Source organism: Leucobacter luti (assembly GCF_050310065.1).
GTDB classification, from domain to species: domain Bacteria; phylum Actinomycetota; class Actinomycetes; order Actinomycetales; family Microbacteriaceae; genus Leucobacter; species Leucobacter luti_B.
Genome location: NZ_CP190007.1, coordinates 2,254,652 through 2,275,930 on the forward strand (window position 1 = coordinate 2,254,652; position 21,279 = coordinate 2,275,930).

17 protein-coding genes are annotated in these 21,279 nt (G+C 70.4%); 2 read left to right on the forward strand and 15 right to left on the reverse strand.

Annotated features, from left to right (window positions below):
- Positions 1 to 42 precede the first annotated feature (42 nt).
- The 13 genes from ACOPJ3_RS10330 to ACOPJ3_RS10390 all read right to left on the reverse strand — a co-directional run bounded on the left by ACOPJ3_RS10330 (position 43) and on the right by ACOPJ3_RS10390 (position 15,917).
- Positions 43 to 1,233: an FtsQ-type POTRA domain-containing protein gene (locus ACOPJ3_RS10330; protein WP_427869083.1), complete on the reverse strand. Its 1,191-nt coding sequence runs from the start codon at positions 1,231 to 1,233 to the stop codon at positions 43 to 45.
- The gene (gene murC, locus ACOPJ3_RS10335) at positions 1,230 to 2,648 is read right to left on the reverse strand and encodes a UDP-N-acetylmuramate--L-alanine ligase (RefSeq protein ID WP_427869084.1); all 1,419 of its coding nucleotides are present in this window, start codon (positions 2,646 to 2,648) and stop codon (positions 1,230 to 1,232) included. Before murC ends, ACOPJ3_RS10330 begins: the two co-directional genes overlap by 4 nt.
- A gap of 117 nt (positions 2,649 to 2,765) precedes the next feature.
- Positions 2,766 to 3,842 carry a UDP-N-acetylglucosamine--N-acetylmuramyl-(pentapeptide) pyrophosphoryl-undecaprenol N-acetylglucosamine transferase gene (locus ACOPJ3_RS10340; RefSeq protein ID WP_427869085.1) on the reverse strand — a complete coding sequence of 359 codons (1,077 nt, stop codon included), beginning with the start codon at positions 3,840 to 3,842 and terminating at the stop codon, positions 2,766 to 2,768.
- Positions 3,839 to 5,050, reverse strand: coding sequence for an FtsW/RodA/SpoVE family cell cycle protein (locus ACOPJ3_RS10345; protein WP_427869086.1), 1,212 nt, complete (start codon positions 5,048 to 5,050; stop codon positions 3,839 to 3,841). The genes ACOPJ3_RS10340 and ACOPJ3_RS10345 overlap by 4 nt, the downstream gene beginning before the upstream one ends.
- 5 nt (positions 5,051 to 5,055) lie before the next feature.
- The gene (gene murD / locus ACOPJ3_RS10350; protein WP_427869087.1) at positions 5,056 to 6,615 is read right to left on the reverse strand and encodes a UDP-N-acetylmuramoyl-L-alanine--D-glutamate ligase; all 1,560 of its coding nucleotides are present in this window, start codon (positions 6,613 to 6,615) and stop codon (positions 5,056 to 5,058) included.
- Entirely contained in the window at positions 6,597 to 7,682 is a 1,086-nt protein-coding gene (gene mraY / locus ACOPJ3_RS10355; RefSeq protein ID WP_427869088.1) for a phospho-N-acetylmuramoyl-pentapeptide-transferase, read from the reverse strand. The genes murD and mraY overlap by 19 nt, the downstream gene beginning before the upstream one ends.
- Positions 7,679 to 9,088, reverse strand: a complete 1,410-nt coding sequence (locus ACOPJ3_RS10360; RefSeq protein ID WP_427869089.1) for a UDP-N-acetylmuramoyl-tripeptide--D-alanyl-D-alanine ligase — start codon at positions 9,086 to 9,088, stop codon at positions 7,679 to 7,681. Before ACOPJ3_RS10360 ends, mraY begins: the two co-directional genes overlap by 4 nt.
- The gene (locus tag ACOPJ3_RS10365; RefSeq protein WP_427869090.1) at positions 9,085 to 10,650 is read right to left on the reverse strand and encodes a Mur ligase family protein; all 1,566 of its coding nucleotides are present in this window, start codon (positions 10,648 to 10,650) and stop codon (positions 9,085 to 9,087) included. Before ACOPJ3_RS10365 ends, ACOPJ3_RS10360 begins: the two co-directional genes overlap by 4 nt.
- 26 nt (positions 10,651 to 10,676) lie before the next feature.
- Complete coding sequence (locus ACOPJ3_RS10370) at positions 10,677 to 12,470, reverse strand: peptidoglycan D,D-transpeptidase FtsI family protein (RefSeq protein WP_427869091.1); 1,794 nt, start codon at positions 12,468 to 12,470, stop codon at positions 10,677 to 10,679.
- A gap of 24 nt (positions 12,471 to 12,494) precedes the next feature.
- A complete protein-coding gene (locus ACOPJ3_RS10375) occupies positions 12,495 to 13,130 on the reverse strand; it encodes a hypothetical protein (RefSeq protein ID WP_427869092.1) in 636 nt (211 codons plus the stop codon).
- Positions 13,127 to 14,095, reverse strand: coding sequence for a 16S rRNA (cytosine(1402)-N(4))-methyltransferase RsmH (rsmH, locus tag ACOPJ3_RS10380; RefSeq protein ID WP_427869093.1), 969 nt, complete (start codon positions 14,093 to 14,095; stop codon positions 13,127 to 13,129). Before rsmH ends, ACOPJ3_RS10375 begins: the two co-directional genes overlap by 4 nt.
- Positions 14,096 to 14,107: 12 nt before the next feature.
- A complete protein-coding gene (gene mraZ, locus ACOPJ3_RS10385; RefSeq protein ID WP_427869094.1) occupies positions 14,108 to 14,539 on the reverse strand; it encodes a division/cell wall cluster transcriptional repressor MraZ in 432 nt (143 codons plus the stop codon).
- Between the two features lie 1,003 nt (positions 14,540 to 15,542).
- Positions 15,543 to 15,917, reverse strand: coding sequence for a DUF3040 domain-containing protein (locus ACOPJ3_RS10390; protein WP_427869095.1), 375 nt, complete (start codon positions 15,915 to 15,917; stop codon positions 15,543 to 15,545).
- A 72-nt stretch (positions 15,918 to 15,989) separates the two neighbouring features.
- Between ACOPJ3_RS10390 and ACOPJ3_RS10395 the strand changes: the two genes are divergently transcribed.
- Positions 15,990 to 17,090, forward strand: a complete 1,101-nt coding sequence (locus ACOPJ3_RS10395; RefSeq protein ID WP_427869096.1) for a polyprenyl synthetase family protein — start codon at positions 15,990 to 15,992, stop codon at positions 17,088 to 17,090.
- 71 nt (positions 17,091 to 17,161) lie between these two features.
- Here the strand turns inward: ACOPJ3_RS10395 and ACOPJ3_RS10400 are convergent, their stop codons facing one another.
- Positions 17,162 to 17,509, reverse strand: coding sequence for an Rv2175c family DNA-binding protein (locus tag ACOPJ3_RS10400; RefSeq protein ID WP_427869097.1), 348 nt, complete (start codon positions 17,507 to 17,509; stop codon positions 17,162 to 17,164).
- Between the two features lie 94 nt (positions 17,510 to 17,603).
- Here ACOPJ3_RS10400 and pknB point away from each other — a divergent pair, with 94 nt between their 5' ends.
- Positions 17,604 to 19,595 carry a Stk1 family PASTA domain-containing Ser/Thr kinase gene (pknB, locus tag ACOPJ3_RS10405; protein WP_427869098.1) on the forward strand — a complete coding sequence of 664 codons (1,992 nt, stop codon included), beginning with the start codon at positions 17,604 to 17,606 and terminating at the stop codon, positions 19,593 to 19,595.
- A 232-nt stretch (positions 19,596 to 19,827) separates the two neighbouring features.
- Here the strand turns inward: pknB and ACOPJ3_RS10410 are convergent, their stop codons facing one another.
- Entirely contained in the window at positions 19,828 to 21,198 is a 1,371-nt protein-coding gene (locus ACOPJ3_RS10410) for a class II 3-deoxy-7-phosphoheptulonate synthase (protein ID WP_427869099.1), read from the reverse strand.
- Between the last annotated feature and the right edge of the window lie 81 nt (positions 21,199 to 21,279).

Sequence of the window (21,279 nt, forward strand, 5' to 3'; positions counted from 1 at the left end):
TTTTCGTCGATTCGGCCACCCCGCGTCAGGAATCGCCCCGCGCTACTGGAAGACCGGAGCGCCCGGCGAGGACACGTCGACCTGCGAGACCGGGCGCTCCTGCGCCGCGAGGGAGGCGAGCATGCGCTGGAGCACGAGGGCCTTGTACGCCGAGCGCTCAGCGTCACCCCAGATCACCTCGACGCCGCTCGTCAGTGCGAAGGTCACGTCCTGGCCGCTCGACGCGGAGACCGCTGCCACCTGGGCCCGGAGCTCCGCGGGCATGTCCCTGAGGGCGCGCGCGGCCGTGCGGAACGGGACACCCGAACGGTCCGCGAGCGCCCCCGTTCCGACTGGGACGCCCTCTGCAGGCGCGTCGGCGCTCGACAGGAGGACCCCGGCCGCGTCGTAGACAGAGAATATCTCCCCCTCCTTGATCGACATGACCGGCACGCGCTCCTCGATGCGCACGATGAGCGTCGACGGCGGCACACGCTCGACCGCGTAGCGCTGCACGAGCGGGAACGGCTCGAGCGCCTGGTGCACCTCCGCGTCGTCGACGAGCGCGAGCGGCACGCCATCGAAGCGCGCGAGCGCGCCCGTGACGTCGTCGGGGTTCATCGCCTGCGTTCCCTCGACCTGGATGTCTCGCACCGCCATGAGCGGGGTGAACACCCCGGCAAGGACGAAGAGCGCGAGCCCGAGCACCGCGCCGCCAGCGATGAGCCACACGCGCCGTCGCCTGCGGGAGTCGGCGGAGAAGCGCTTCCGCTCGCTCCGGATCCTCGCGCGCCGCTGCCTGCCCGCAGCCTTCAGCCGCTTCTCCGCCGCGCGCACGGGATCCTCGTCGCGCTCGCCGCGCCGGAGACTCAGCGCGCGGCCGGCGGCCTTCGCCTCGCGGACCTCGCTGAGGTCGACGGTCTCCGCGGCGTCCGGGGCGACGGACGGAGCGGCCGCGGGCTCCTCGGCGGCCGTTCTGGCGGGCGCTGACCCGGCGGTCATCGATTCGGCGGTCGCCGGATCCGGATCCGGATCCGCCCCCGCAGACTCCTCAGCAGGCCGCCGTACAGGGCGGCGCAGCGTGACCGCGCGCCTCAGCGCGTCCGCCGTGGCCGAGGAGAGGTGGGTGGCGGCACCGTCGCCCACTCGTCCCAGACCGGGCCGCGCAGCCTCCCCGCCCTCCTCGGGCGCGGGAGCGGGCTCGGCCTCCGGGCGCCGCTCGGGCGACCGGTCGAAGCCGCTCGGGCGCTTCACCGGCCCTCGGACTCGAATCGGCCGCGCAGCGCCTCGACGACCTGCGGGATGATGCGGTAGACGGTGCCGCAGCTCATCGTGACCATGACGTCGCCCGGCCGCGCGATCTCGGCCAGGTGGTCGGCCGCGCGCTGCCAGTCGTCGATGTAGTCGACGCGTGCGGGATCGGCGAAGTCGTTCGAGACGAGCGCGCCCGTGACCCCCTCGACGGGATCCTCCCTGGCGCCGTCGACCGCGAGCACGACCGTGTGGTCGGCGCCGCGCTCGAGCACCTCGGCGAACTCGCGGTGGAAGAGGCTCGTGCGGCTGAAGAGGTGCGGCTGGTGGATCGCGATGAGCCGGCCGTCGCCGACGACGGCGCGCGCCGAGTCGAGGAGCGCCGCGACCTCGGTCGGGTGGTGCGCGTAGTCGTCGTAGACCCGCACTCCCCCGACCTCAGCGTGAAACTCGAAGCGCCGCTTGGTGCCGCCGAACCCGGCGATCGCGTCGAGCGCCTGCCCCGCCTCGAAGCCGAGGCCGGTGAGCACCGCGAGCGCTCCGACCGCGTTCACGGCGTTGTGGCGCCCGAACACCCGCAGCTGCGTGGCGTAGCGCGCGCCGTCGATCTCGACCTCGAAGCGCACGGGGCCCGAGTCGTCGACCGAGACAATCCGCACGTCGGCGTCGGCCGCCTCGCCGAAGGTCCTGATGGGCGCGTGCTCCCCCGCCCGCAGCTCCGCGAGCACCTCGAGCGCGCCCGGGTCGTCGGCCGAGATCACGACGAGCTCGCTCGCGCCGCGCGCGAAGTCGACGAACGCGCTCATGAAGGCCTCACGCGAGCCGTAGAAGTCCAGGTGCTCGGGGTCGACGTTCGTGATGAGCGCGACCGAGGTGTCGTAGAGCAGGAACGACTTGTCGGACTCGTCCGCCTCGATGACGAAGAGCTCGTCCGATCCCGGCGCGGCGCTCACGCCGAGCGACTCGATGATCCCGCCGTTCACGAACGAGGGGTCGGCGCCGATGCCGAGGAGCCCCGTCACGAGCATGCCGGTCGAGGTGGTCTTGCCGTGCGCACCGGCGACCGAGACGACGCGCTTGCCGCGCGCGAGCCACGCGAGCGCCTGCGAGCGGTGCAGCACGGGGAGGCCGTCCGCGAGGGCGCGCTGGTACTCGGGGTTGTCCTGCCACAGCGCGCCCGTGACGACGAGCGTGTCGGCGTCGCCGACGTTCGCGGCGTCGTGGCCGATCGCGACCGGGATCCCGAGCTCCTCGAGCGCGACCGTCGAGTAGTTCGAGCTGCGGTCGGAGCCCGTCACGCTGACACCGGCCTCGTGCATCATGCGCGCGATGCCGCTCATGCCGGAGCCGCCGATGCCGACGAAGTGGACCCGTCCGAGCTCGTCGGGGATCTCCATCTCGAGATCGGGGTAAATCATGTTCGGGCCTCCTCGGGGCTCAGGGCCGCCCCACATTCGCACTGCGCTCGACCGCACTCTGCGCGAGCGACACTCCAGCGTACCGCGGTCATGGCTGGCTCCCCTGCGACTGGCGCGTCAGCGCGTCGTCAGCGCCTCGCGCACGAGGGCGAGGAGCTGCTCGGTGCCGTCGAGCCGGCCCGCATCGCTCGCGCGCGCCGACATCTCCGCGAGCCGTTCCGGGTCGCGCACGAGCGGCAACAGCGCTCCGGACACCCAGGCCGGCGTCAGTTCGGAGTCCTCGACGAGGAGGGCGCCGCCCGCCTCGACGACGCCCGCGGCGTTGAAGCGCTGCTCGCCGTTGCCGAAGCTGTAGGGCACGAAGACCGCGGGGATCCCGAGGCCCGCGAGCTCGCTCACGGTCGTGGAGCCGGCGCGCGACACGGCGAGGTCGCACGCGGCGAAGGCGAGGTCCATGCGGTCGCAGTACGGGATCACCTCGTAGCCCGCGACGCCCGGGTCCTCGAGCTCGGTGAGCCCGCCCCAGACGTGGAGCACCTGCACCCCTGCGTCGACGATCTCGCGCGCCGAGCCGGAGATCCCCTGGTTGATCGCCCGCGCCCCGAGCGAGCCGCCCGTCACGAGGAGCGTGGTCCGTTCCGGATCAAGCCCGAAGTGCGCGCGGGCCTCGGCGCGGAGCGCGCCGCGGTCGAGGCGCGCGATCTCGGGCCTGAGCGGCATGCCGGTCACGCGGGCGTGCGGGATCGGGGTGCCGGCGAACGTCACCCCGACGAAGCGCGTGCTGCGCGCGCCGAGCTTGTTCGCCATGCCGGGCTTCGCGTTCGCCTCATGGATCACGACGGGCACGCCCTCCTTGGCGCCCGCGCGGTACGCGGGGGCCGAGGCGTAGCCACCGAAGCCGACGACGACGTCGATCTTGCGCTCGCGGATCAGTGCGCGCACTTGCCGCACGGCGCGCGCGAAGCGAGCGGGGAACTTGAGCGCCGCGAGGTTCGGCCGCCGCGGGAACGGCAGACGCGCGATGTGCGCGAGCTCGTAGCCGCGCTCGGGCACGAGCCGCGCCTCGAGGCCCTCCCGCGTGCCGAGCACGAGGATCTGGGCGTCCGGCTCCTCCGCGCGGATCAGGTCGGCGAGCGCGAGGAGCGGGTTCACGTGTCCCGCCGTGCCACCGCCAGCGAGCAGGTAGTTCGTCAAATGAGCTTCCCTCCGTCGACCGCGCCGGTCTCGGCGCGGTACTGGACGCCGTCGCGCGCGATCGAGATGACCACGCCGATGGCGATGAGACACGCAATGAGCGCCGTACCGCCGGCGCTGATGAGCGGGAGCGGCACGCCGAGCACCGGGAACACCCCGATCACGACGCCGATGTTCACGAAGGCCTGGCCGACGATCCAGACAAGAATCCCGCCGACCACAGCCTTGCCGAAGCGATCCCGCGCCCCGGAGATCACCTTGAGCATCACGACCGCGAGCGCGATGAAAAGCACGATCACGAGGAGCGCGCCGATGAGCCCGAGCTCCTCGCCGATGATCGCGAAGATGTAGTCGTTGTCGGCCGCGGGGAGCCACGACCACTTTGCTTTCGATCCGCCGAGGCCGACGCCGAAGAGGCCGCCGCCCGCGAGCGCCCACAGGCCGTGCAGCGGCTGCCAGCCGAGGCCGGAATAGTCGGTGTTGCCGGTCGCGTGGCCGAAGAGTCGCTGCATGCGGTTCGGGCTCGTGACGACGAAGAACACGACCGCGAGCGCGCCGCCGGCCGCGATGACCGCGAGCGACTTCCCGCTCACCCCGCCGAAGAACATCGCGCCGAACACGAGTGCGGCCATGATGAGCACGGTGCCGAGGTCGCGCCCGAGCAGCACGACGCCGAGCGCGATGAGCGCACCGGGCACGACGACCGGAATGATCTCGTGCTTCATCTGGCCGAGGAGCGGCTCCTTCCGGAGAAGCACCGTGCCGACCCAGATCACGAGCGCGAGCTTCAGCGCCTCGGAGGGCTGCGCGCCGAAGCTGCCGATCTGGATCCAGTTCCGGTTGCCGTAGACCTCGATGCCGAGCGGCGTGAACACGAGCATCTGGAGCGCGATCCCGAGCCCGAGCAGCACCCAGGCCCAGCGTTTCCAGAAGCTGATGGGCATCGCGGCCGCGATGAGCATGAGCGGGATCCCGATGATCGCGAACGTCGCCTGACGCCAGAAGCCACCGAAGAAGCCCTGCTCTGCCAAGTACGAGGTGATCGAGGACGACGAGAGCACCATGATGAGCCCGAAGCCGACGAGCAGGAAGGTGATCGAGTAGAGCGCGATGATCGTGCCGTCAGTTCCCGTGCGCAGCACGGACCCGAGGTGGATGCGCGCCTGACCGGGGACCCTGGGCCCCGAATCGGCGGGAGTCGCGGCCATCGCTGCTACTCCAGCTCCCGAACGGCGGCCTGGAACTTCCTGCCGCGGTCCGCGTAACCGTCGAACTGGTCCATCGAGGCCGCGGCCGGCGAGAGCAGCACGGTGTCGCCCGGCCGCGCCATGCGCACGGCCTCGCGCACGACGTCTCGCATGACCGCCGCGCCGTCCACCCTGCCGTCCGCGCCCGCGGCGGAGGCGATCTCGACGATCGGCCGCTCGCCCAGGTGGTGGCGGAGGGCGCGCAGCACGGGCTCACGGTCCTCACCGATCACGATCGCGCCGCGCAGGCGCTCGGCGTGGGTCTCGACGAGGCCGTCGATGTCGACGCCCTTCAGGAGGCCGCCCAGGATCCAGACGACGTCGCGCATCGCCCTGATCGATGCGTCTGCCGCGTGCGCGTTCGTCGCCTTCGAATCGTCGACGAAGCGCACGCCGCCGATCTCGCCCAGCTGCTGCGCGCGGTGCGGATCGGGGGTGAAGCTCAGGATCGCCTGCGCGATCTCGCCCGGCTCGACCCCGCGGGCCCGCGCGAGCGCCGACGCGGCGAGGATGTTCTGCACCATGTGGGGCTGCGCGATCCCGCGCTCGGCGAGCTCGTCGAGCGTGACGAGCTCGAACGCCTCGCCGCGCCGCTCGGCGTGGAAGCCGCGGTCGACGAGGATGCCCTCGACGAGGCCGAATCCGCTCGGCGGCGGGCTGTCGAGCCCGAAGCTGATGGCGCGGGCGCCCTCGACGACGTCGGCGTCCTCGACCATCCGCTCCGTCTCCGCATCCGCGCGGTTGTACACGCAGGCGACCTGGGTGTTCTCATACACCCTGGCCTTCGCGGCCCAATAGGCCGCGGCGCTGCCGTGCCAGTCGAGGTGGTCGTCAGCGAAGTTCAGACAGGCGCTCGCGTACGGGGAGATCTTGCCGAGCCGCTCGAGCTGGAAGCTCGAGAGCTCGACCACGATCGCGTCGTAGCCCTGCGGGTCCCGAAGCGCGTCGAGGATCGGCGATCCGATGTTCCCCGCCGGGGTCGCGCGCAGGCCGCCCGCGACGAGCATGTGCGCCGTGAGCTGGGTCGTGGTGGTCTTGCCGTTCGTCCCGGTGATGCAGATCCAGTCCGCGATCCGTGCCGTCTTGTCGCGCAGGCGCCAGCCGAGCTCGATGTCGCCCCACACCGTGACGCCGCGCGCCGCGGCCCAGGTCGTGAGCGGGTGATCCGGCCGGTACCCCGGCGACACCACGACGAGCTCGGGATCGAACGCCGTGAGGTCGGCGAGCTGGGCGTCGTCCTCCGGGGCGTCGAAGCGCTCGGCGCCGATCACGTCGAGCAGCCGTTCCCGCTCGGGATCCGGGGCCCCGTAGATCACGCGCACCCGGGAGCCGAGCTCCACGAGCGTGTCCGCGACCGAGAACCCCGTGACGCCGAGGCCGAGCACCGCGACCCGCAGCCCCGACCAGTCGTGGTGCCAGCTCGTGAGCGCCGCGACGCGGTCCGCGACCGTGCCCGCTGAGCTGTCGGCGTTTGCTCCGCCCTGTGCCTCGTTCACGTCTTCCCCCGTCACTGCTGCAGCAACCATTCGCCGTAGAAGGCGCCGACGCCGGCGATCACGAAGAGGCCTGCGATGATCCAGAACCGCACGACAACCGTGACCTCGGCCCACCCCTTCAGCTCGAAGTGGTGGTGGATCGGGCTCATGAGGAAGATCCGCTTGCCCTTGGTGAGCTTGAAGTAGAGCCGCTGCACGATGACCGAGCCCGTCTCGACGATGAAGAGGCCGCCGATGAGGACGAGGAGCAGCTCTGTGCGGGTCAGGATCGCGAGCGCGGCGATCGCGCCGCCGAGGCCCATCGATCCGGTGTCGCCCATGTAGACGTGCGCCGGGCTCGTATTCCACCAGAGGAAGCCCGCGAGGCCGCCAACGAAGGCCGCCGCGATGACGGCGAGGTCCATCGGGTCGCGCACCTCGTAGCATCCGGCCTCCCCGGGGGCCGCAGCGCAGCTCTGCGCGGCCTGCCAGAAGCCGATGATGAGGTAGGCGCCGAATGCGAAGATCGAGGCGCCGCCCGCGAGGCCATCGAGGCCGTCTGTCACGTTGACCGCGTTCGTCGCCGAGGTCACGATGACCATGACCCAGAGCACGAACAGGCCGACGCCCAGGATCGGGCCGAAAACCATGAAATCGAAGGGCAGGTCGCGGAACAGCGAGATGCTCGTCGAGGCGGGTGTGAGGCCCTGCGCGTTCGCGAACTGGAGCGCGAGCAGCGCGAAGACGACGGCGACGACGATCTGGCCGATGATTTTCGCCCAGCCGCCGAGCCCGAGCGACTGCTGCTTCCTGGTCTTCAGGAAGTCGTCGATGAAGCCGACCGCGCCGGCGCCGACGGCCATGAGGATCACGAGCAGCGCGGAGGGCGACGGCGTCTCCCCCATGATGAGCTTGCCGAGGAAGTACGCGATGACCGAGCCGGAGATGAAGATCAGGCCGCCCATCGTGGGCGTCCCGCGCTTCGCGAAGTGCGACTGCGGGCCGTCCTCGCGGATGAACTGGCCCCAGTGGAGCTTCCGGAAGCCGCGCACGAAGAGCGGCGTCAGGAGCAGTGAGTACAGCAGCGAGAAGCCGCCGGCGATGAGCAGCGCGATCATGCGAATGCCTCCCCCAGTCGATCGCCCAGATGCCTGAGCCCTGCGGAGTTCGAAGACTTGACGAGCACCGTGTCGTTCGGCCTGAGCGTGCGCTCCAGGTACGCGAAGGCGGAGTCCTGATCCTCGAAGAAGACGCTCTCGCCGTCCCAGGATCCCTCGTTGATGGCGCTGATGTGGAGGTGGCGCGCCTCCGCGCCGACGACCACGAGCTCGGAGATCCGCAGGCGCACGGCCTGCAGGCCGATCCTGATGTGCTCCTCGATCGAGTACTCGCCGAGCTCGCTCATCGCGCCGAGCACGGCGACGCTGCGCCCCTCGGGCTTCGCGATTTGGGCGAGCGTGCGGAGGCCGGCCGCCATCGAGTCGGGGCTCGCGTTGTAGGCGTCGTTCACGATCGTGATCCCGTCGCGGCCGCCCATCACCTCCATGCGCCAGCGCGCGGCGCGGGTCGCGCCCTCGAGCGATTCGGCGACCTCTGCGAGCGAGAGCCCGAGCTCGAGGCCGACGGCGGCCGCCGCGAGCGCGTTCGTGACGTGGTGCTCGCCGAGCACGCGGAAGGACACCGGCTGCGACGCGCCGTCGGCGTGGATCGTGAAGCGCGTGCCCGAGGCGTCGGAGTCGACGTCGCTCGCGCGCACGTCGGCCTCGGGGTGGAGCCCGAACCAGCGCACGCGGGCGCGGGTGAGCTCGGCCATGCGGGAGACGTAGGCGTCGTCGCGATTGAGCACGGCGACCGCGGTCTCGGGAAGATCCTGGACCATCTCGCTCTTCGTGCGGAAGGTCGTCTCGATGCCGCCGAACTCGCCGGCGTGCGCGAGGCCGACCGTCAACACGACGCCGATCTGCGGGGGCGCCATCCTGGTCAGACGCTCGATCTCGCCCTTTGCGCTCGCGCCCATCTCGGCGACGAGGGTGCGCGTGTCGGCGTCGACGCGCAGCATCGTGAGGGGGCCGCCGACCTCGTTGTTGAATGACTTCTCGGAGGCGACGGTCGCACCGACCCGCTCGGCCATCGCGCCGACGAGGTTCTTCGTCGTGGTCTTGCCGTTGGAACCCGTGATGCCGACGATCGTGAGCCCGCCGCCGGCCCGCACCCGGCGCACGACCTCGGTCGCGAGGGCGCCGAGCGCCTCCGTGGCCTCGGGCACGACGATCTGCGCGACGCGGTCGTCGACCTCGCGCTCGACCACGAGCAACGCGGCGCCAGCGTCAACGGCCTTTGCCGCGAACAGGTGACCGTCGGTCTCCTCGCCGCGCCTCGCGAAGAAGATCTGGCCCGGCCTCACCTCGCGGGAGTCGGTCTGCGACTCGCCGCTGACGATCGTCTCGGGTCCGGAGCCGTCGGCACCTGCGACGAGCCTGCCGCCCGTCGCCTCTGCGATCTCCGCGAGCGTCATGTCGATCACTGGAGCAGTCCTGCCTCGCGGAGCGCTCCGCGTACTTCGTCGCGCGCCGAGTAGGGAAGAACCTGCCCGGCGATTTCCTGGTGGTCCTCGTGTCCGGGACCGGCATACAGGATAACGTCATCGGGTTCGGCGAGCGAAACCGCGAGGCGCACGGCCGCGCGCTGGTCGCCCTCCTCGATGACCTCGGCGTGCTCCGCCGAGCGCGCGCCGGCGAGCAGCTGCGCACGGATCGCCTCCGGCGGCTCAGAGCGCGGGTGGTAGTCGCAGATGATGACGACGTCGGAGCCCTCGGCGGCGATCCGCCCCATCTCCTCGCGCTTCGTCGTGTCGCGGTCGCCATCCGCCCCGAACATGAAGATCACGCGGCCGGGGGCAACCTCGCCGAGCGCGTCGAGCATGGCCGTGAACGCTCCGGGAGTGTGCCCGTAGTCGACGAAGAAGCGGGGGCCGCCGGCCGCCGGATCCGACATCTCCTCGAGGCGCCCGGGAATGTAGACCGGGATCCGGCCCCGCGTGAGCCCCTGCTCGACCTGGGAAATCGGGATGCCGGCCTCGTGCAGCATGATGAGCGCGAGCGCCGCGTTCTCGGCCATGAATCGGCCGAAGAGCGGCACGCTGCCACGGAAGTGGGCCCCCTCGGGGCCCTGCAGTACGAAGGAGACGCCGTCGAGGGTCTGCGCGGTGACCGCGAGGTGCCAGTCGGCGTCCTGGCCGTACTCGGTCGCGAGACGGGTCACGGGAATCTGGGACTCGCGCGCGATGCGCTGACCGTACGGCGTGTCCACGACGACGACGCCCCGCTCGGCGTGCTCCGGGGTGAAGAGCGCGAGCTTCGCCTGGAAGTAGGTTTCGAGGTCGCCGAACTCGTCGAGGTGGTCCTGCGAGAAGTTGTTGAAGGCGACGACGTCGAAGTGGACGCCGTCGAGCCGGTGACGCACGACCGCCTGGGCGGACACCTCGAGCGCGACGCCCTCGACGCCCTGCTCGACCATGCGCGCGAGCAGACCGTGGAGCTCGGAGGACTCCGGGCTCGTGAGGTTCGAGACGATGACCTCGTCGCCGATCCGGCGCTCGGCGGTCGAGCTCAGCCCCGCGACGAGGCCGGCGGCCCGGAGCAGCTCGGCGAGCACATAGACGACGCTCGTCTTGCCGTTCGTGCCCGTGATGCCGAAGGTCTTCGCCGGGAAGTCGGCCGTGCCATAGACGGCGGCGGCCACCTCGCCCATGATCTCGCGCGGGTGCTCGGCAGAGACGAGGATCGGGATCCTGGATCCCGCGGCGCGTGCGAGCTCGGCGCCCCTTGAGTCGGTGAGCATCGCCACCGCACCCGCGGCCTCCGCCTGCGCGGCGAACTCGCCGCCGTGGCGGCGCGCGCCCGGCATGCCGATGTAGAGGTCGCCCGCCCGGATGTCGCGCGAGTCGAGCGTGACGCCCGTCGCCGAGAGCCCGAGGGGCGACGGGCCCGCCGGGTCCACGGAGAGTCCGAAGCGCTCCGCGACCGCATCGAGCGGCGCGGGGGTCGGGTTCTTCGGTCGAATGCTCAGCGCATCTCCGGTACTCACGTGGGTGTGCCTCCTGGGCGTGGGAATCAGTACTCAGTGGGGAGCGGTGTGAACTCCCCAGTGGAAGGCGGAATGTTGAAGGTGCGAATCGTCGCCTCGGCGACATCGCGGAACGCGGTGATCGCGGCGACGCCGCCGTCACCCGCCGTCGGGTATGCGATCGATGCTACCGCGACATACTGCGGATCATCGGCGGGAAACACCCCGGCGAAGGAGTGCACGAAGTCGGCGCGGTAGCCGCCCTGGCCATCAGACTGCTCTGCGGTTCCTGTCTTCCCGGCGAGTCGATACCCGGGGATGTCGATGAACTTCGTGAACCAGCCCTCGTGGACCACGGTCTCGAGCATCGCCATCACCTGGTCGGAGGTGTCCTTCGAGACGGCCGTCACCTTGTCACCGTGGTCGAGCTCGTGCACCTTGCCGTCGGCGTCGGTGCAGGACTTCACGATGCTCGGCGGCACGCGCACTCCGTCGTTCGCGATCGCCTGGAAGGCGCCAGCGGTCTGCACGATCGTCGACGAGAGGCCCTGTCCGAACATCGTGTTGTAGGCGGTCTGGCGGTCCCAGTCCTGATACGGGATCAGCATGCCCGTGTCCTCGAGCGGCATGCCCGCCTCCGTCCTGATCCCGATCCCGAACTTCTGCAGGTAGTCGTAGCGCGTTTCGGGGCTCATCTGGTTGCCGAGCGTCGCCGTGCCGACGTTCGATGACTGCGTGAGGATGCCGGTGAGCGTCCACTGCATGGGCCCGTGGTTGAACGAGTCACCGAAGCGCACGCCGGGCTCGGGCTCCAGGTGGTCAGGGGTGAGATTGCGGGTGGCCGGGGTCGCGAGGCCCTGGTCGATGAGCGAGGCGGCCGTGATCATCTTGAAGGTCGATCCGGGCTCGTACGGCGCGACGAAGGAGCGCGCCTCGCGCTTCGTGGGATCCGAGGCGTCGACATCGTTCGGGTCGACCGAGCCGTCCTCGGCGACCGCCACCAGCTCGCCCGTCTTGACGTTCATCACGACGAGGTAGCCCGAGGCCGCCCCCACCTTGTCGACCTGCGCGTTGATCGCCTGCTGGGCCTCCCACTGGAGATCGCGGTCGATCGTGAGCTGCACCGTGCCGCCGTTGACCGCCTTCTGCTCCACGACCACGCTGCCGGGCAGTGCGACGCCGTCGGCCCCGCGCTCGTAGGTCTCAGAGCCGTCGGTGCCCGTGAGGCAGTCGTTCTGCGACACCTCGACGCCCGACTGGGGCACGTCCTCGAAGCCGGAGAAGCCGATGATGTTGCCGCCGACTGCGCCGTTCGGGTAGGTGCGAGAGTGGTGGCTCTCGAACGTGAGCCACGGGATGCTCAGCTCCTTCAGCTTGTTGAGCTGCCCTAGGTCGATCGAGCGCTGCACGTAGGCGAAGTCGGACTTCTCGTTATCCTTCAGCGCATCGTCGACGATCTTCTGGATCTCCTCGGGCTTCTGCCCGGTCACCTCGCCGATCTCTGCGAAGGCCTGCTTCGACGTGACCTTCACCGTGCCGACGCCCCGCTCCGTATCCGTGCGCCAGAAGGTGCCGCCGTTGAGCTTCGTGTTCTTCGGCGAGAGCTGCACGTCGTAGCGCTCGTCGGTCGTCGCGAGCACCTCGCCGTTGCGATCGACGATGTCGCCGCGCAGGCTCGGGATCGAGACGGGCACGGCGCGCTTGTCCTTGGCGTCGGCGTTCAGCGCGGCGGCCGACACCATCTGCACATCGACGAGCCTGATCAGGAACACGAGCGCGGTGACGACGACTATGCCGAGTGCGACGACTCGGCGCAGCCTGCTGCTGCGCGTCCTCAGCATCCAGTTCCTCCCGGTGAGAGCCGGCTAGTGGGTCTCGGGAGCCGGCAGTTTGCCCTTCCACCGTACCGGCGCCTCGCCGGTTGCGGCCTGAGCCGCCCCGGCCTTTCCGGAGTTTCGGGGCACGAGGAGTCCCTCCGCGTCGACGACCGGCATGTTCTCGAGCGTCGAGTTCGGGATGATGTTGCTGCTCGCCTCCTCCGTCGGCGAGTCGAGCGTGCCGAGCACGGCGCCGTCGCTCAGCCGCATCGAGGCTGGCCGCGCGTTCTGCACCATGCCGAGCGCTGCGGCGTTCTCCGCGAGATTCTGCGGCGACGCGAGCTTGTCCACGTTCTGCGAGAGCACCCGCTCGACGCGGGTCAGGTCGCGCTGCTCGATTTCGAGCGCGCGCGCCTCGTAGGCGCCCTGCGAGATCGCGATGCTCAGGCCGAGCTGCGCCGCCAGGATCCCGAGCACGACGCCGACGGCGACGAGCGCCCCAGCAAGCGGGCTCTTGGCCGAGCGCCGCCCGGCGCCGGTGCTCGGCTCCGGCGCAATGCGGAGGTGCCGCTCATCGGGGCTGGCCGGCGTGCTTGGCCTGCTCGGGGCGCCAGACGCGCTCCCCGGTGCCGGGTACGCCGCGAGGACATCGCGGTCGAGATCGACCGGAACGGTGTTGTTCATCGCACGTCCCTCGTTCGTTCGGCGGCGCGCAGTCGCACCGGGATGGCCCGCGGATTGCGGTCTCGTTCTTCGTCGCTGGCGAGCTCGGCGCCCCTGGTGAGGAGGCGGAACTCGGGGCGATGCTCGGGGAGTTCGACGGGGAGGCCCGCCGGCGCCGTCGACTTGCTGCGCTTCGCGAGCTCGCGCTTCACGAGCCGGTCCTCGAGCGACTGGTACGACATGATCACCGCGCGGCCGCCCAGGTTCACGAGGTCGAGCGCCGCGGGGATCGCGCGCTCGAGCACGGCGAGCTCACCATTGACCTCGATGCGCAGCGCCTGGAACACGCGCTTCGCCGGGTGGCGCTGATCCCGCACCGCGGCGGGCGTCGCCCCCTGCAGGATCTCCACCAGCTGGCCGCTGCGCTCGATCGGCGCCGCGGCGCGCGCCGCGATGATCGCCCGGGCGTAGCGGCCCGCGAGCGGCTCCTCGCCGTAGCGCTCGAAGATGGCCCGCAGGCGCCCCTCGGGAGCCTGCGCGAGCACGTCGGCGGCGGTCTCGCCGCGCGACTGATCCATCCGCATGTCGAGCGGCGCGTCCTGCGCGTAGGCGAAGCCGCGCTCGGCCTCGTCGAGCTGCAACGAGGAAACACCCAGGTCAAAGAGGACGCCGTCGATCTGCTCGAAGCCGCTCTCGGTGACGGCCCGCGCGATCTCGTCGTAGACGGCGTGCACTCGGATCGCGCGGTCGCCGAAGCGGGCGAGCCGCTTGCCCGCCAGCTCGAGCGCCTCGGTGTCGCGATCGAGGCCGATCACGGTGAGGCCGGGGTGCGCCTCGAGCAGCGCCGCGGTGTGGCCGCCCATGCCGAGGGTCGCGTCGACGACGACGGCGCCCTCCCGCTCCGCCGCGGGGGCGAGGAGCTCGAGGCAGCGCTCGAGCAGCACGGGGGTGTGCAGCTCGCTCGGGTTTCTCTGGTCTTCGGTCATGATCGATCCGGGCTAGAACATGCCCGGGATCACCTCCTCCTCGACGTCAGAGAAGGCGGACTCCTGCTCGTCCAGGTAGGCCTGCCAGGCCTGCGCGTCCCAGATCTCAGCGCGGGATCCCGCGCCGATCACGGCGAGCTCGCGGTCGAGGCCCGCGTACTCCCTGAGGTTCTGCGGGATCGTGATCCGGTGCTGCTTGTCGGGCGTCTCCGAGTGGGCTCCCGAGAGGAACACGCGGAGGAAGTTGCGTGCCTGCTTCGAGGTGAGCGGCGCCTCGCGGACGCGCGCGTGCATGTCGGCGAACTCGGTCTCGCTGAAGACGTAGAGGCAGCGATCCTGTCCCCGCGTGATCACGAGGCCGTCGGCGAGCTCGTCACGGAACTTGGAGGGGAGGATGATGCGGCCTTTCTCGTCGAGTCGGGGCGTGAAGGTACCGAGGAACACAGCTCCCTCCCTCCGTCGACTCGACTTTGGTTTCCCACACTACTCCACTTCCCTCCACTTGAGGAGCTTTCTCCTCCCCTTCTTTTCAGAATCCCTGGAGAATCGCGGATTCCCGGGCCCCGGAATCCGGGCCCTGTTCTCTGGCGCGCGGGAGTCTGGGCCTGTTCCGCGCCGAGAGATCCGCGGATTTCCGCTCCCCGCGCGCGACCACGCCTCTTTCGTGGAGCAAAGTGGAGCGAGTGGAGGCGTGTGGGTTGAGCGGGAGTCGCGCCCCTACTTTCGGCCAATCCCCCGCCGCAAGCGCTCTCAAACGCTGCCGGACTGCCCACGTCTCGGCGCGCACCCACAGAATTGGCCAGTTCCCCGCCCCAAACGGGCTCTATCGGTGCACAACTGACCACTTTCGGCGCGCAGCCGCGGTTGCGGTCGCAGGCCCGGGATCCGACTGCGGATCCCGAGCCGAAAACTCGGCGCATGCAGGCGCCGGCCCCCGTGTCGCAAGGTCACACCGAGAGAAGTGGCCAGTTCCAAGCGGTATACGCCCTCAAGCGGTGCCGAACTGACCAACTCTCGGAGCAGAACGCGCACGGTATCCGGCCCCCGCTCCGGCTCCCGAACACGCCCCGACAGAATCGGCCAGTTCCACGAGGTAAACGCCCTCAAGGGGTACCGAACTGACCAACTCTCGGAGCAGAACGCGCACGGGATCCGGACCCCGCTCGCAAACGCGCACCCACAAATTCGGTCAGTTCCACGCGGTAAACGCCCTCAAGCGGTGCCGAACTGACCAACTCTCGAAGCAGAACGCGAAGGGATCCGGCCCCGGCCCCGGCTCCCGAACACGCACCCACAGAATCGGCCAGTTCCACGCGGTATGCGTCCTCATGCGGTGCCGAACTGACCAACTCTCCAAGTGCGAGCGCGCACCGAACCCACTGCACCCCCAGCGCACACGAAAAAGGCGGCCCGCAACTGCGGACCGCCTCTGGCAAAACCCGGGGCGCTAGCGCTCGCCCTCCATGCGCTCGTTCCACCGGCGCTCGGCGCGCTCGCTGAGCGATTCCTTGCTGGGGCGGGGGGCGCGGCCCTCGCGGTTGGGCTCATCGACCGAGGCCTCGGAGGAGCCGCGGGAGAGCATGAGCATCACGCCGCCGACCATCACGGCAAAGCCGACGAGGCCGAGCCAGAGCTGTTGCGCCGCGACGCCGCCGACGAGCACGCCGACCCCGACGAGTACGACGATCACCCCGAGGACAAGGGAACGGTAGTTGGTTCGACGGCGGACTCCGCCCGTCGTCTGCATCACGTCAGCCTCGCTGCGATAGAAGCCGCGCTCCATCTCGTCAAGCAACCGCTGCTCGTGTTCTGACAGCGCCATGACGATCCCTCCTGGTGATAAAAATCTGGTACCCAACAGTCTACGTTGCCGGTGCGCCACTAGGCTAGTTACGTGCACGAAACCACCCGACTCGCAGGCCTTGTTCAGGAGCGGATCAACGACGTCGTCGCCCGCCACAGGAAGGCGCTCGAGCCCCTCGGCCCAGACACGGAAGCCCTGCTCAACGAAGCAATCGGTTTCCTCTCGGGAGGAAAGCGCTTCCGCGCCCAGTTCGCGGTGCTCGGCTACCGCGCAATCCGACCGCTCGACCTCGAGGGTGAGGTCGGCGAGGAGCTCGGCGCGGCCCTCGACGCGGCCTGCTCGCTCGAGCTCTTCCACGCGGCGGCCCTCATCCACGACGACGTCATCGACCGCTCGGACACCCGCCGCGGCCGCCCGGCGGCGCACCGCATGTTCGCGGCCCTGCACGCCACGAACAGCTGGCGCGGCTCGGCCGACCACTTCGGGCTCGCCGGTGCGATCCTGCTGGGCGATCTGCTGCAGTCCTGGGCGGACGAGCTCATGCAGTCCGCGTGCGATGCGATCCGGGATCCCGAGCGCTCGCGCCGCGCCCGCGAGCACTTCAACCGCATGCGCAGCGAGGTCGCCCTCGGCCAGTATCTCGACGTGCTCGAGGAGCAGCAGCCCACGTTCGCCCCGCACGACACCCAGCTCGAGCGCTCCACGCGGGTGCTCGTCTACAAGTCCGCGAAGTACAGCGTCGAGGCCCCGCTCCTGATCGGCGCGGCACTCGCGGGGGCGAGCGCGGAGCAGGAGCGCGGGCTCGCGAGCTTTGGGCTCCCCATCGGGGTCGCCTTCCAGCTCCGCGACGACCTGCTCGGCGTTTTCGGCGACGAGGAGCTCACCGGCAAGCCGGCCGGCGACGATCTCGTCGAGGGCAAGCGCACGGTGCTCGTCACCCTCGCGCGGGAGAATCTCCCGGACACGCAGCGCCGGATCTTCGACGATCTTCTCGGCGAGGATCTGGATCGGGATCAGGTCGGCATGCTGCAGACCACGATCCGCGGCAGCGGCGCGGTCGAGCAGGTCGAAGACATGATTTCCCGCAACGTCGACCGCGCGATGGCCGCGCTCGAGAGCGCCCCGGTCCACGCGGACGCGGCGGCGCGCCTGTCGAAGCTCGCCGAGCGGGCCGCGCGGCGTACGTTCTAGCGGAGCCGCGAAGCGAGGCGCGGAAAACCGGCGGCGGCCAACCCCGCCCCGATTCGCCCGCGAACAGACCCTTAGAAGGCCAGCGCCTGCGTCGCCCGCCGCACGGCGCTCTTGCGCCCGGCGCGCAGCGAGTCGACGGGGCGCTCGCCCAACTCCTCGTTCGCGGCGAGCAGCCAGGCGACGGCCTCGTCGTTCGAGAATCCGGCGTCGCGCAGCACGAGCAGCGTGCCGCGCAGCGGCGGCAGGGGGTGGTCCTCGACCACGAACTCGGCAGGCACCTTGACGACGCCGTCGATGCGGAGCGCAGCGAGGTACTGGTCCTCGATGAGCCGGTGGACCTTGCCGGGGCTCACGTCGAAGAGGTCGACGAGCTCCGGGATCGTGAGGAAGGGTGTGTCGGGTGCGATGTTCTCTGGCACATCTTCCACTCTGCCAGTGCGAATGGAAGTGCGCAATCTGCCAAGCCCGGCGCGCGTCCCGCATCCGCATAGCGATATTCCGTAGACTCTCGGCGTGACCCCTGCGCCCACCGACCCGCTGATCGGGCAGACCCTCGACGGGCGATACGCGATCCGCTCGCGAATCGCCCGCGGCGGCATGGCGATGGTCTACCTCGCGAACGACCTGCGGCTCGAGCGCCGCGTGGCCGTGAAGGTCATGCACGAGCACCTCGCCGAGGACGAGAATTTCACCCGCCGCTTCGAGCAGGAGGCGAGGAGCGCGGCACGGCTCTCGCACCCGAACCTCGTCAACGTCTACGACCAGGGGCACGACTACGGCCGCACCTACCTCGTGATGGAGTACCTGCCGAGCATCACGCTGCGCGAGCTCCTGAAGCAGCAGAAGCGCCTCACCGCCGAGCAGTCGCTCGAGATCGGCGAGGCCGTGCTCGCGGGCCTCGCGGCCGCTCACCGGGCCGGGATCGTGCACCGGGATCTGAAGCCCGAGAACGTCCTTCTCGCTGATGACGGCCGGATCAAGCTCGGCGACTTCGGCCTCGCCCGCGCCGTGAGCGCGAACACGACGACCGGCCAGGCGCTGCTCGGCACGATCGCCTACCTCTCCCCCGAGCTCGTGACCCGCGGCATCGCCGACGCGCGCAGCGACCTCTACGCGTTCGGGATCATGCTCTACGAGATGCTCACGGGTACGCAGCCGTTCACCGGCGAGCAGCCGATGCAGATCGCCTACCAGCACGCGCACTCCGAGGTGCCGCTCCCCTCGCTCAAGAGCAGCGAGGCGACCCCCGAGCTCGACGAGCTCGTGCGCTGGACGACGCGGCGCGAGCCCGAGCTCCGCCCGGCCGACGCGGGCGAGGCGCTCGAGCACCTCGCGGCGCTCCGCCGCGGCGAGATCCCGAGCATGGCGACCACGATCCTCCCCGCGGAACTGGAGGGCGACCACCTGACGCCGTCGACGACGGTGCTCGACGGGGCGCAGCAGCAGGCCCTCGCCGCGGACCCCGGTTTCGATCCGGCGCCGGATCAGCACGGCACGACCGTGCTCGGCAGCGGGATTGCGGGCGGGAGTGCGGCGGACGCCGCGGCGCACGATGCCGCAGACACCCCGATCGACCGAGCCGCCAGGGCGGGCGCGAAGCGCGGCAAGCGGGGCCGGATCCTCGCGCTCGCGCTTATCGCGCTCGTGGTGCTCGCGGGCGGCGTCGGCTGGTGGTTCGGGCAGGGGCCCGGATCCAAGGTCGCGGTGCCGGAGGTTGCGGGCACGGAGCTCGCCGCGGCCGAGGCCCAGCTCGCGGATCACTCGCTGCAGGTCGAGGTATTCGATTGCTCGAGCCTCGAGGTGGAGGCGGGGCTCGCGGTCCGCACCGAGCCCGTGGCTGGCACGCGCCTGGATCGGGGATCCTCCGTGCGGCTGTGCCGCTCGACCGGCCCCGAGCTGCTCGCCGTGCCGACGCTCGTGGGGCTGTCGCAGCAGGACGCGAAGGCCGAGATCGAGCACGCCGGCTTCACCTTCGGAAAGGTCGTCGAGGAGCGCTTCTCGGGCGACGATGAGGGTACGGTGCTCGCGGCGCTGGGCGAGAACGGCGACGGGCTCGGGGATTCCTACCCTGAACGGGCGAAAGTCGACCTCATTGTGTCCGCAGGTCCGCTGCCAGACGTTGCGGGGCTCTCGGCCTCCGAGGCGACTAAGCGCCTCGAGCGAGCGGGCCTCACGGTCGACACGTCGCAGAACACCGAGGCGCACAGCGCCGACGTCGCAGAAGGCAGCGTGATCGCGCTGGTCACGACGACCGACCCGGTGCGCCCGGGCGACGCCGTCGCGCTGCAGCTGTCGATCGGCCCAGAACTCTTCCCGATCCCGGACGTGAACGGCATGAGCCTGCAGGACGCGATGAACGCGATCCAGGCCGCCGGCTTCAAGCCGTCGACCCTCGTCCCCGATGCGCTGCGCCAGTTCGCGAAGGCTACGGGCACCGAACCCGGCGCCGGCGAGGAGGTGCCCGCGGGCACCGAGGTGCGCGTGAGAAGCACGATCGCGCTGTAGCCCGCCTGCTCTCTCCCGCCACGCAACGCCGCCCCTGCGCATCGAGTCGGCCGGAAGGCCCCTTTCGCGGCGCCGAATGGGGCCTTCCGGCCGACTCGATCGCGGGAATGGGGCCCTTCGGCCCACTCGGCCCACTCGGCCCACTCGGCCCCTCGGCTGGGCGGCCGCGAGCGCAGAACGGCCCGGGATCCCGATTCTGCTCGGGATCCCGGGCCGCACCCGGATCGAAACCCTAGCGGCTCAGCCGCTTCAGCTCCTCCGCCACCTGGAAGGCGAGCTCGAGAGACTGCATATGGTTGAGCCGCGGGTCACAGACCGACTCGTAGCGTGTCGCGAGGGTGGCCTCGTCGATGTTCTCCGACCCGCCGAGGCACTCGGTCACGTCATCGCCCGTGAGCTCGACGTGCATGCCGCCCGGGATCGTGCCGACCTCGCGGTGCGCCTCGAAGAAGCCCATGAGCTCGTCCATGACGTCGTCGAAGCGGCGCGTCTTGTACCCGGTCGCGGTCGTGATCCCGTTGCCGTGCATCGGATCCGTGACCCAGAGCGGCGTGGCGCCCGCATCGCGCACCCCGGCGAGGAGGCCGGGGAGCACGTCGCGGATCTTGCCCGCGCCCATGCGGGTGATGAAGGTCAGGCGGCCGGGCTCGCGCTCGGGATCGAGCTTGTCGATGAGCCTGAGCGCGTCGTCCACCGTGGCGGTCGGGCCGAGCTTCACACCGATCGGGTTGCGCACGTGCGAGAGGAACTCGACGTGCGCGCCGTCGAGGTCGCGGGTGCGCTCGCCGATCCAGAGCATGTGCGAGGACGTGTCGTAGAGTTCGCCCGTGCGCGAGTCGATCCGGGTGAGCGGCCGCTCGTAGTCGAGCAGCAGCGCCTCGTGGCTCACGTAGAACTCGGTCTGGGTGAGCGCGGTGTGGTCGACGCCGCACGCGTCCATGAACTTGAGCGCTCGGTCGATCTCCGCCGCCAGCGACTCGTAGCGCTGGTTCGCGGGGTTCGAGACGAAGCCCTTGTTCCAGTCGTGCACCTGGCGGAGGTCGGCGAAGCCGCCCTGCGTGAACGCGCGAATGAGGTTCAGCGTCGAGGCCGAGACATGGTAGCCGCGCACCAGACGGCTCGGGTCTGCGGCACGCGACTCGGGCGTGAATTCGTAGCCGTTCACGAGGTCGCCGCGGTACGCCGGCAGGGTCACGCCCTCGCGCGTCTCGCTGTCGCTCGAGCGCGGCTTCGCGAACTGCCCGGCCATACGGCCCACCTTGATCACGGGCATCGCGGCGCCGTAGGTCAGCACGACCGCCATCTGGAGCAGGGTCTTGACGCGGTCCCGGATCTTGTCAGCGGTCGCCGCCTCGAAGGTCTCGGCGCAGTCCCCGCCCTGGAGCAGGAATGCCTCGCCGCGCGCTGCCGAGGCGAGCCGCTCGCGCAGCTGGTCGGCCTCGCCCGCGAAGACGAGCGGCGGCTGCAGTGCGAGATCCGCTGATGCGCGCGCGACCGCGGCGGCGTCAGGCCACGTCGGCTGCTGCTTCGCCTCGCGCTCGCGATAGGTGTCGAGCTCGGCGATCAGGCGCGCTGCTGCTGTGTCGTCGATCTGGCTCGTCATCGTCGATCCCTCGGTTCAGGTACGGAAAACGCGCGGCTGCGCAGGGCGGCCGCGACCGTTTCAGCCTACTAGTTCCTGCCT

Bases quoted from the DNA above. Each gene is read 5' to 3' on its own strand.
- murC (WP_427869084.1), bottom strand. From the start codon at position 2,648: ATGATTTACCCCGATCTCGAGATGGAGATCCCCGACGAGCTCGGACGG.
- ACOPJ3_RS10345 (WP_427869086.1), bottom strand. From the start codon at position 5,050: ATGGCCGCGACTCCCGCCGATTCGGGGCCCAGGGTCCCCGGTCAGGCG.
- murD (WP_427869087.1), bottom strand. From the start codon at position 6,615: ATGGTTGCTGCAGCAGTGACGGGGGAAGACGTGAACGAGGCACAGGGC.
- mraY (WP_427869088.1), bottom strand. From the start codon at position 7,682: ATGATCGCGCTGCTCATCGCCGGCGGCTTCTCGCTGCTGTACTCACTG.
- ACOPJ3_RS10370 (WP_427869091.1), bottom strand. From the start codon at position 12,470: ATGCTGAGGACGCGCAGCAGCAGGCTGCGCCGAGTCGTCGCACTCGGC.
- ACOPJ3_RS10375 (WP_427869092.1), bottom strand. From the start codon at position 13,130: ATGAACAACACCGTTCCGGTCGATCTCGACCGCGATGTCCTCGCGGCG.
- rsmH (WP_427869093.1), bottom strand. From the start codon at position 14,095: ATGACCGAAGACCAGAGAAACCCGAGCGAGCTGCACACCCCCGTGCTG.
- ACOPJ3_RS10390 (WP_427869095.1), bottom strand. From the start codon at position 15,917: ATGGCGCTGTCAGAACACGAGCAGCGGTTGCTTGACGAGATGGAGCGC.
- ACOPJ3_RS10410 (WP_427869099.1), bottom strand. From the start codon at position 21,198: ATGACGAGCCAGATCGACGACACAGCAGCAGCGCGCCTGATCGCCGAG.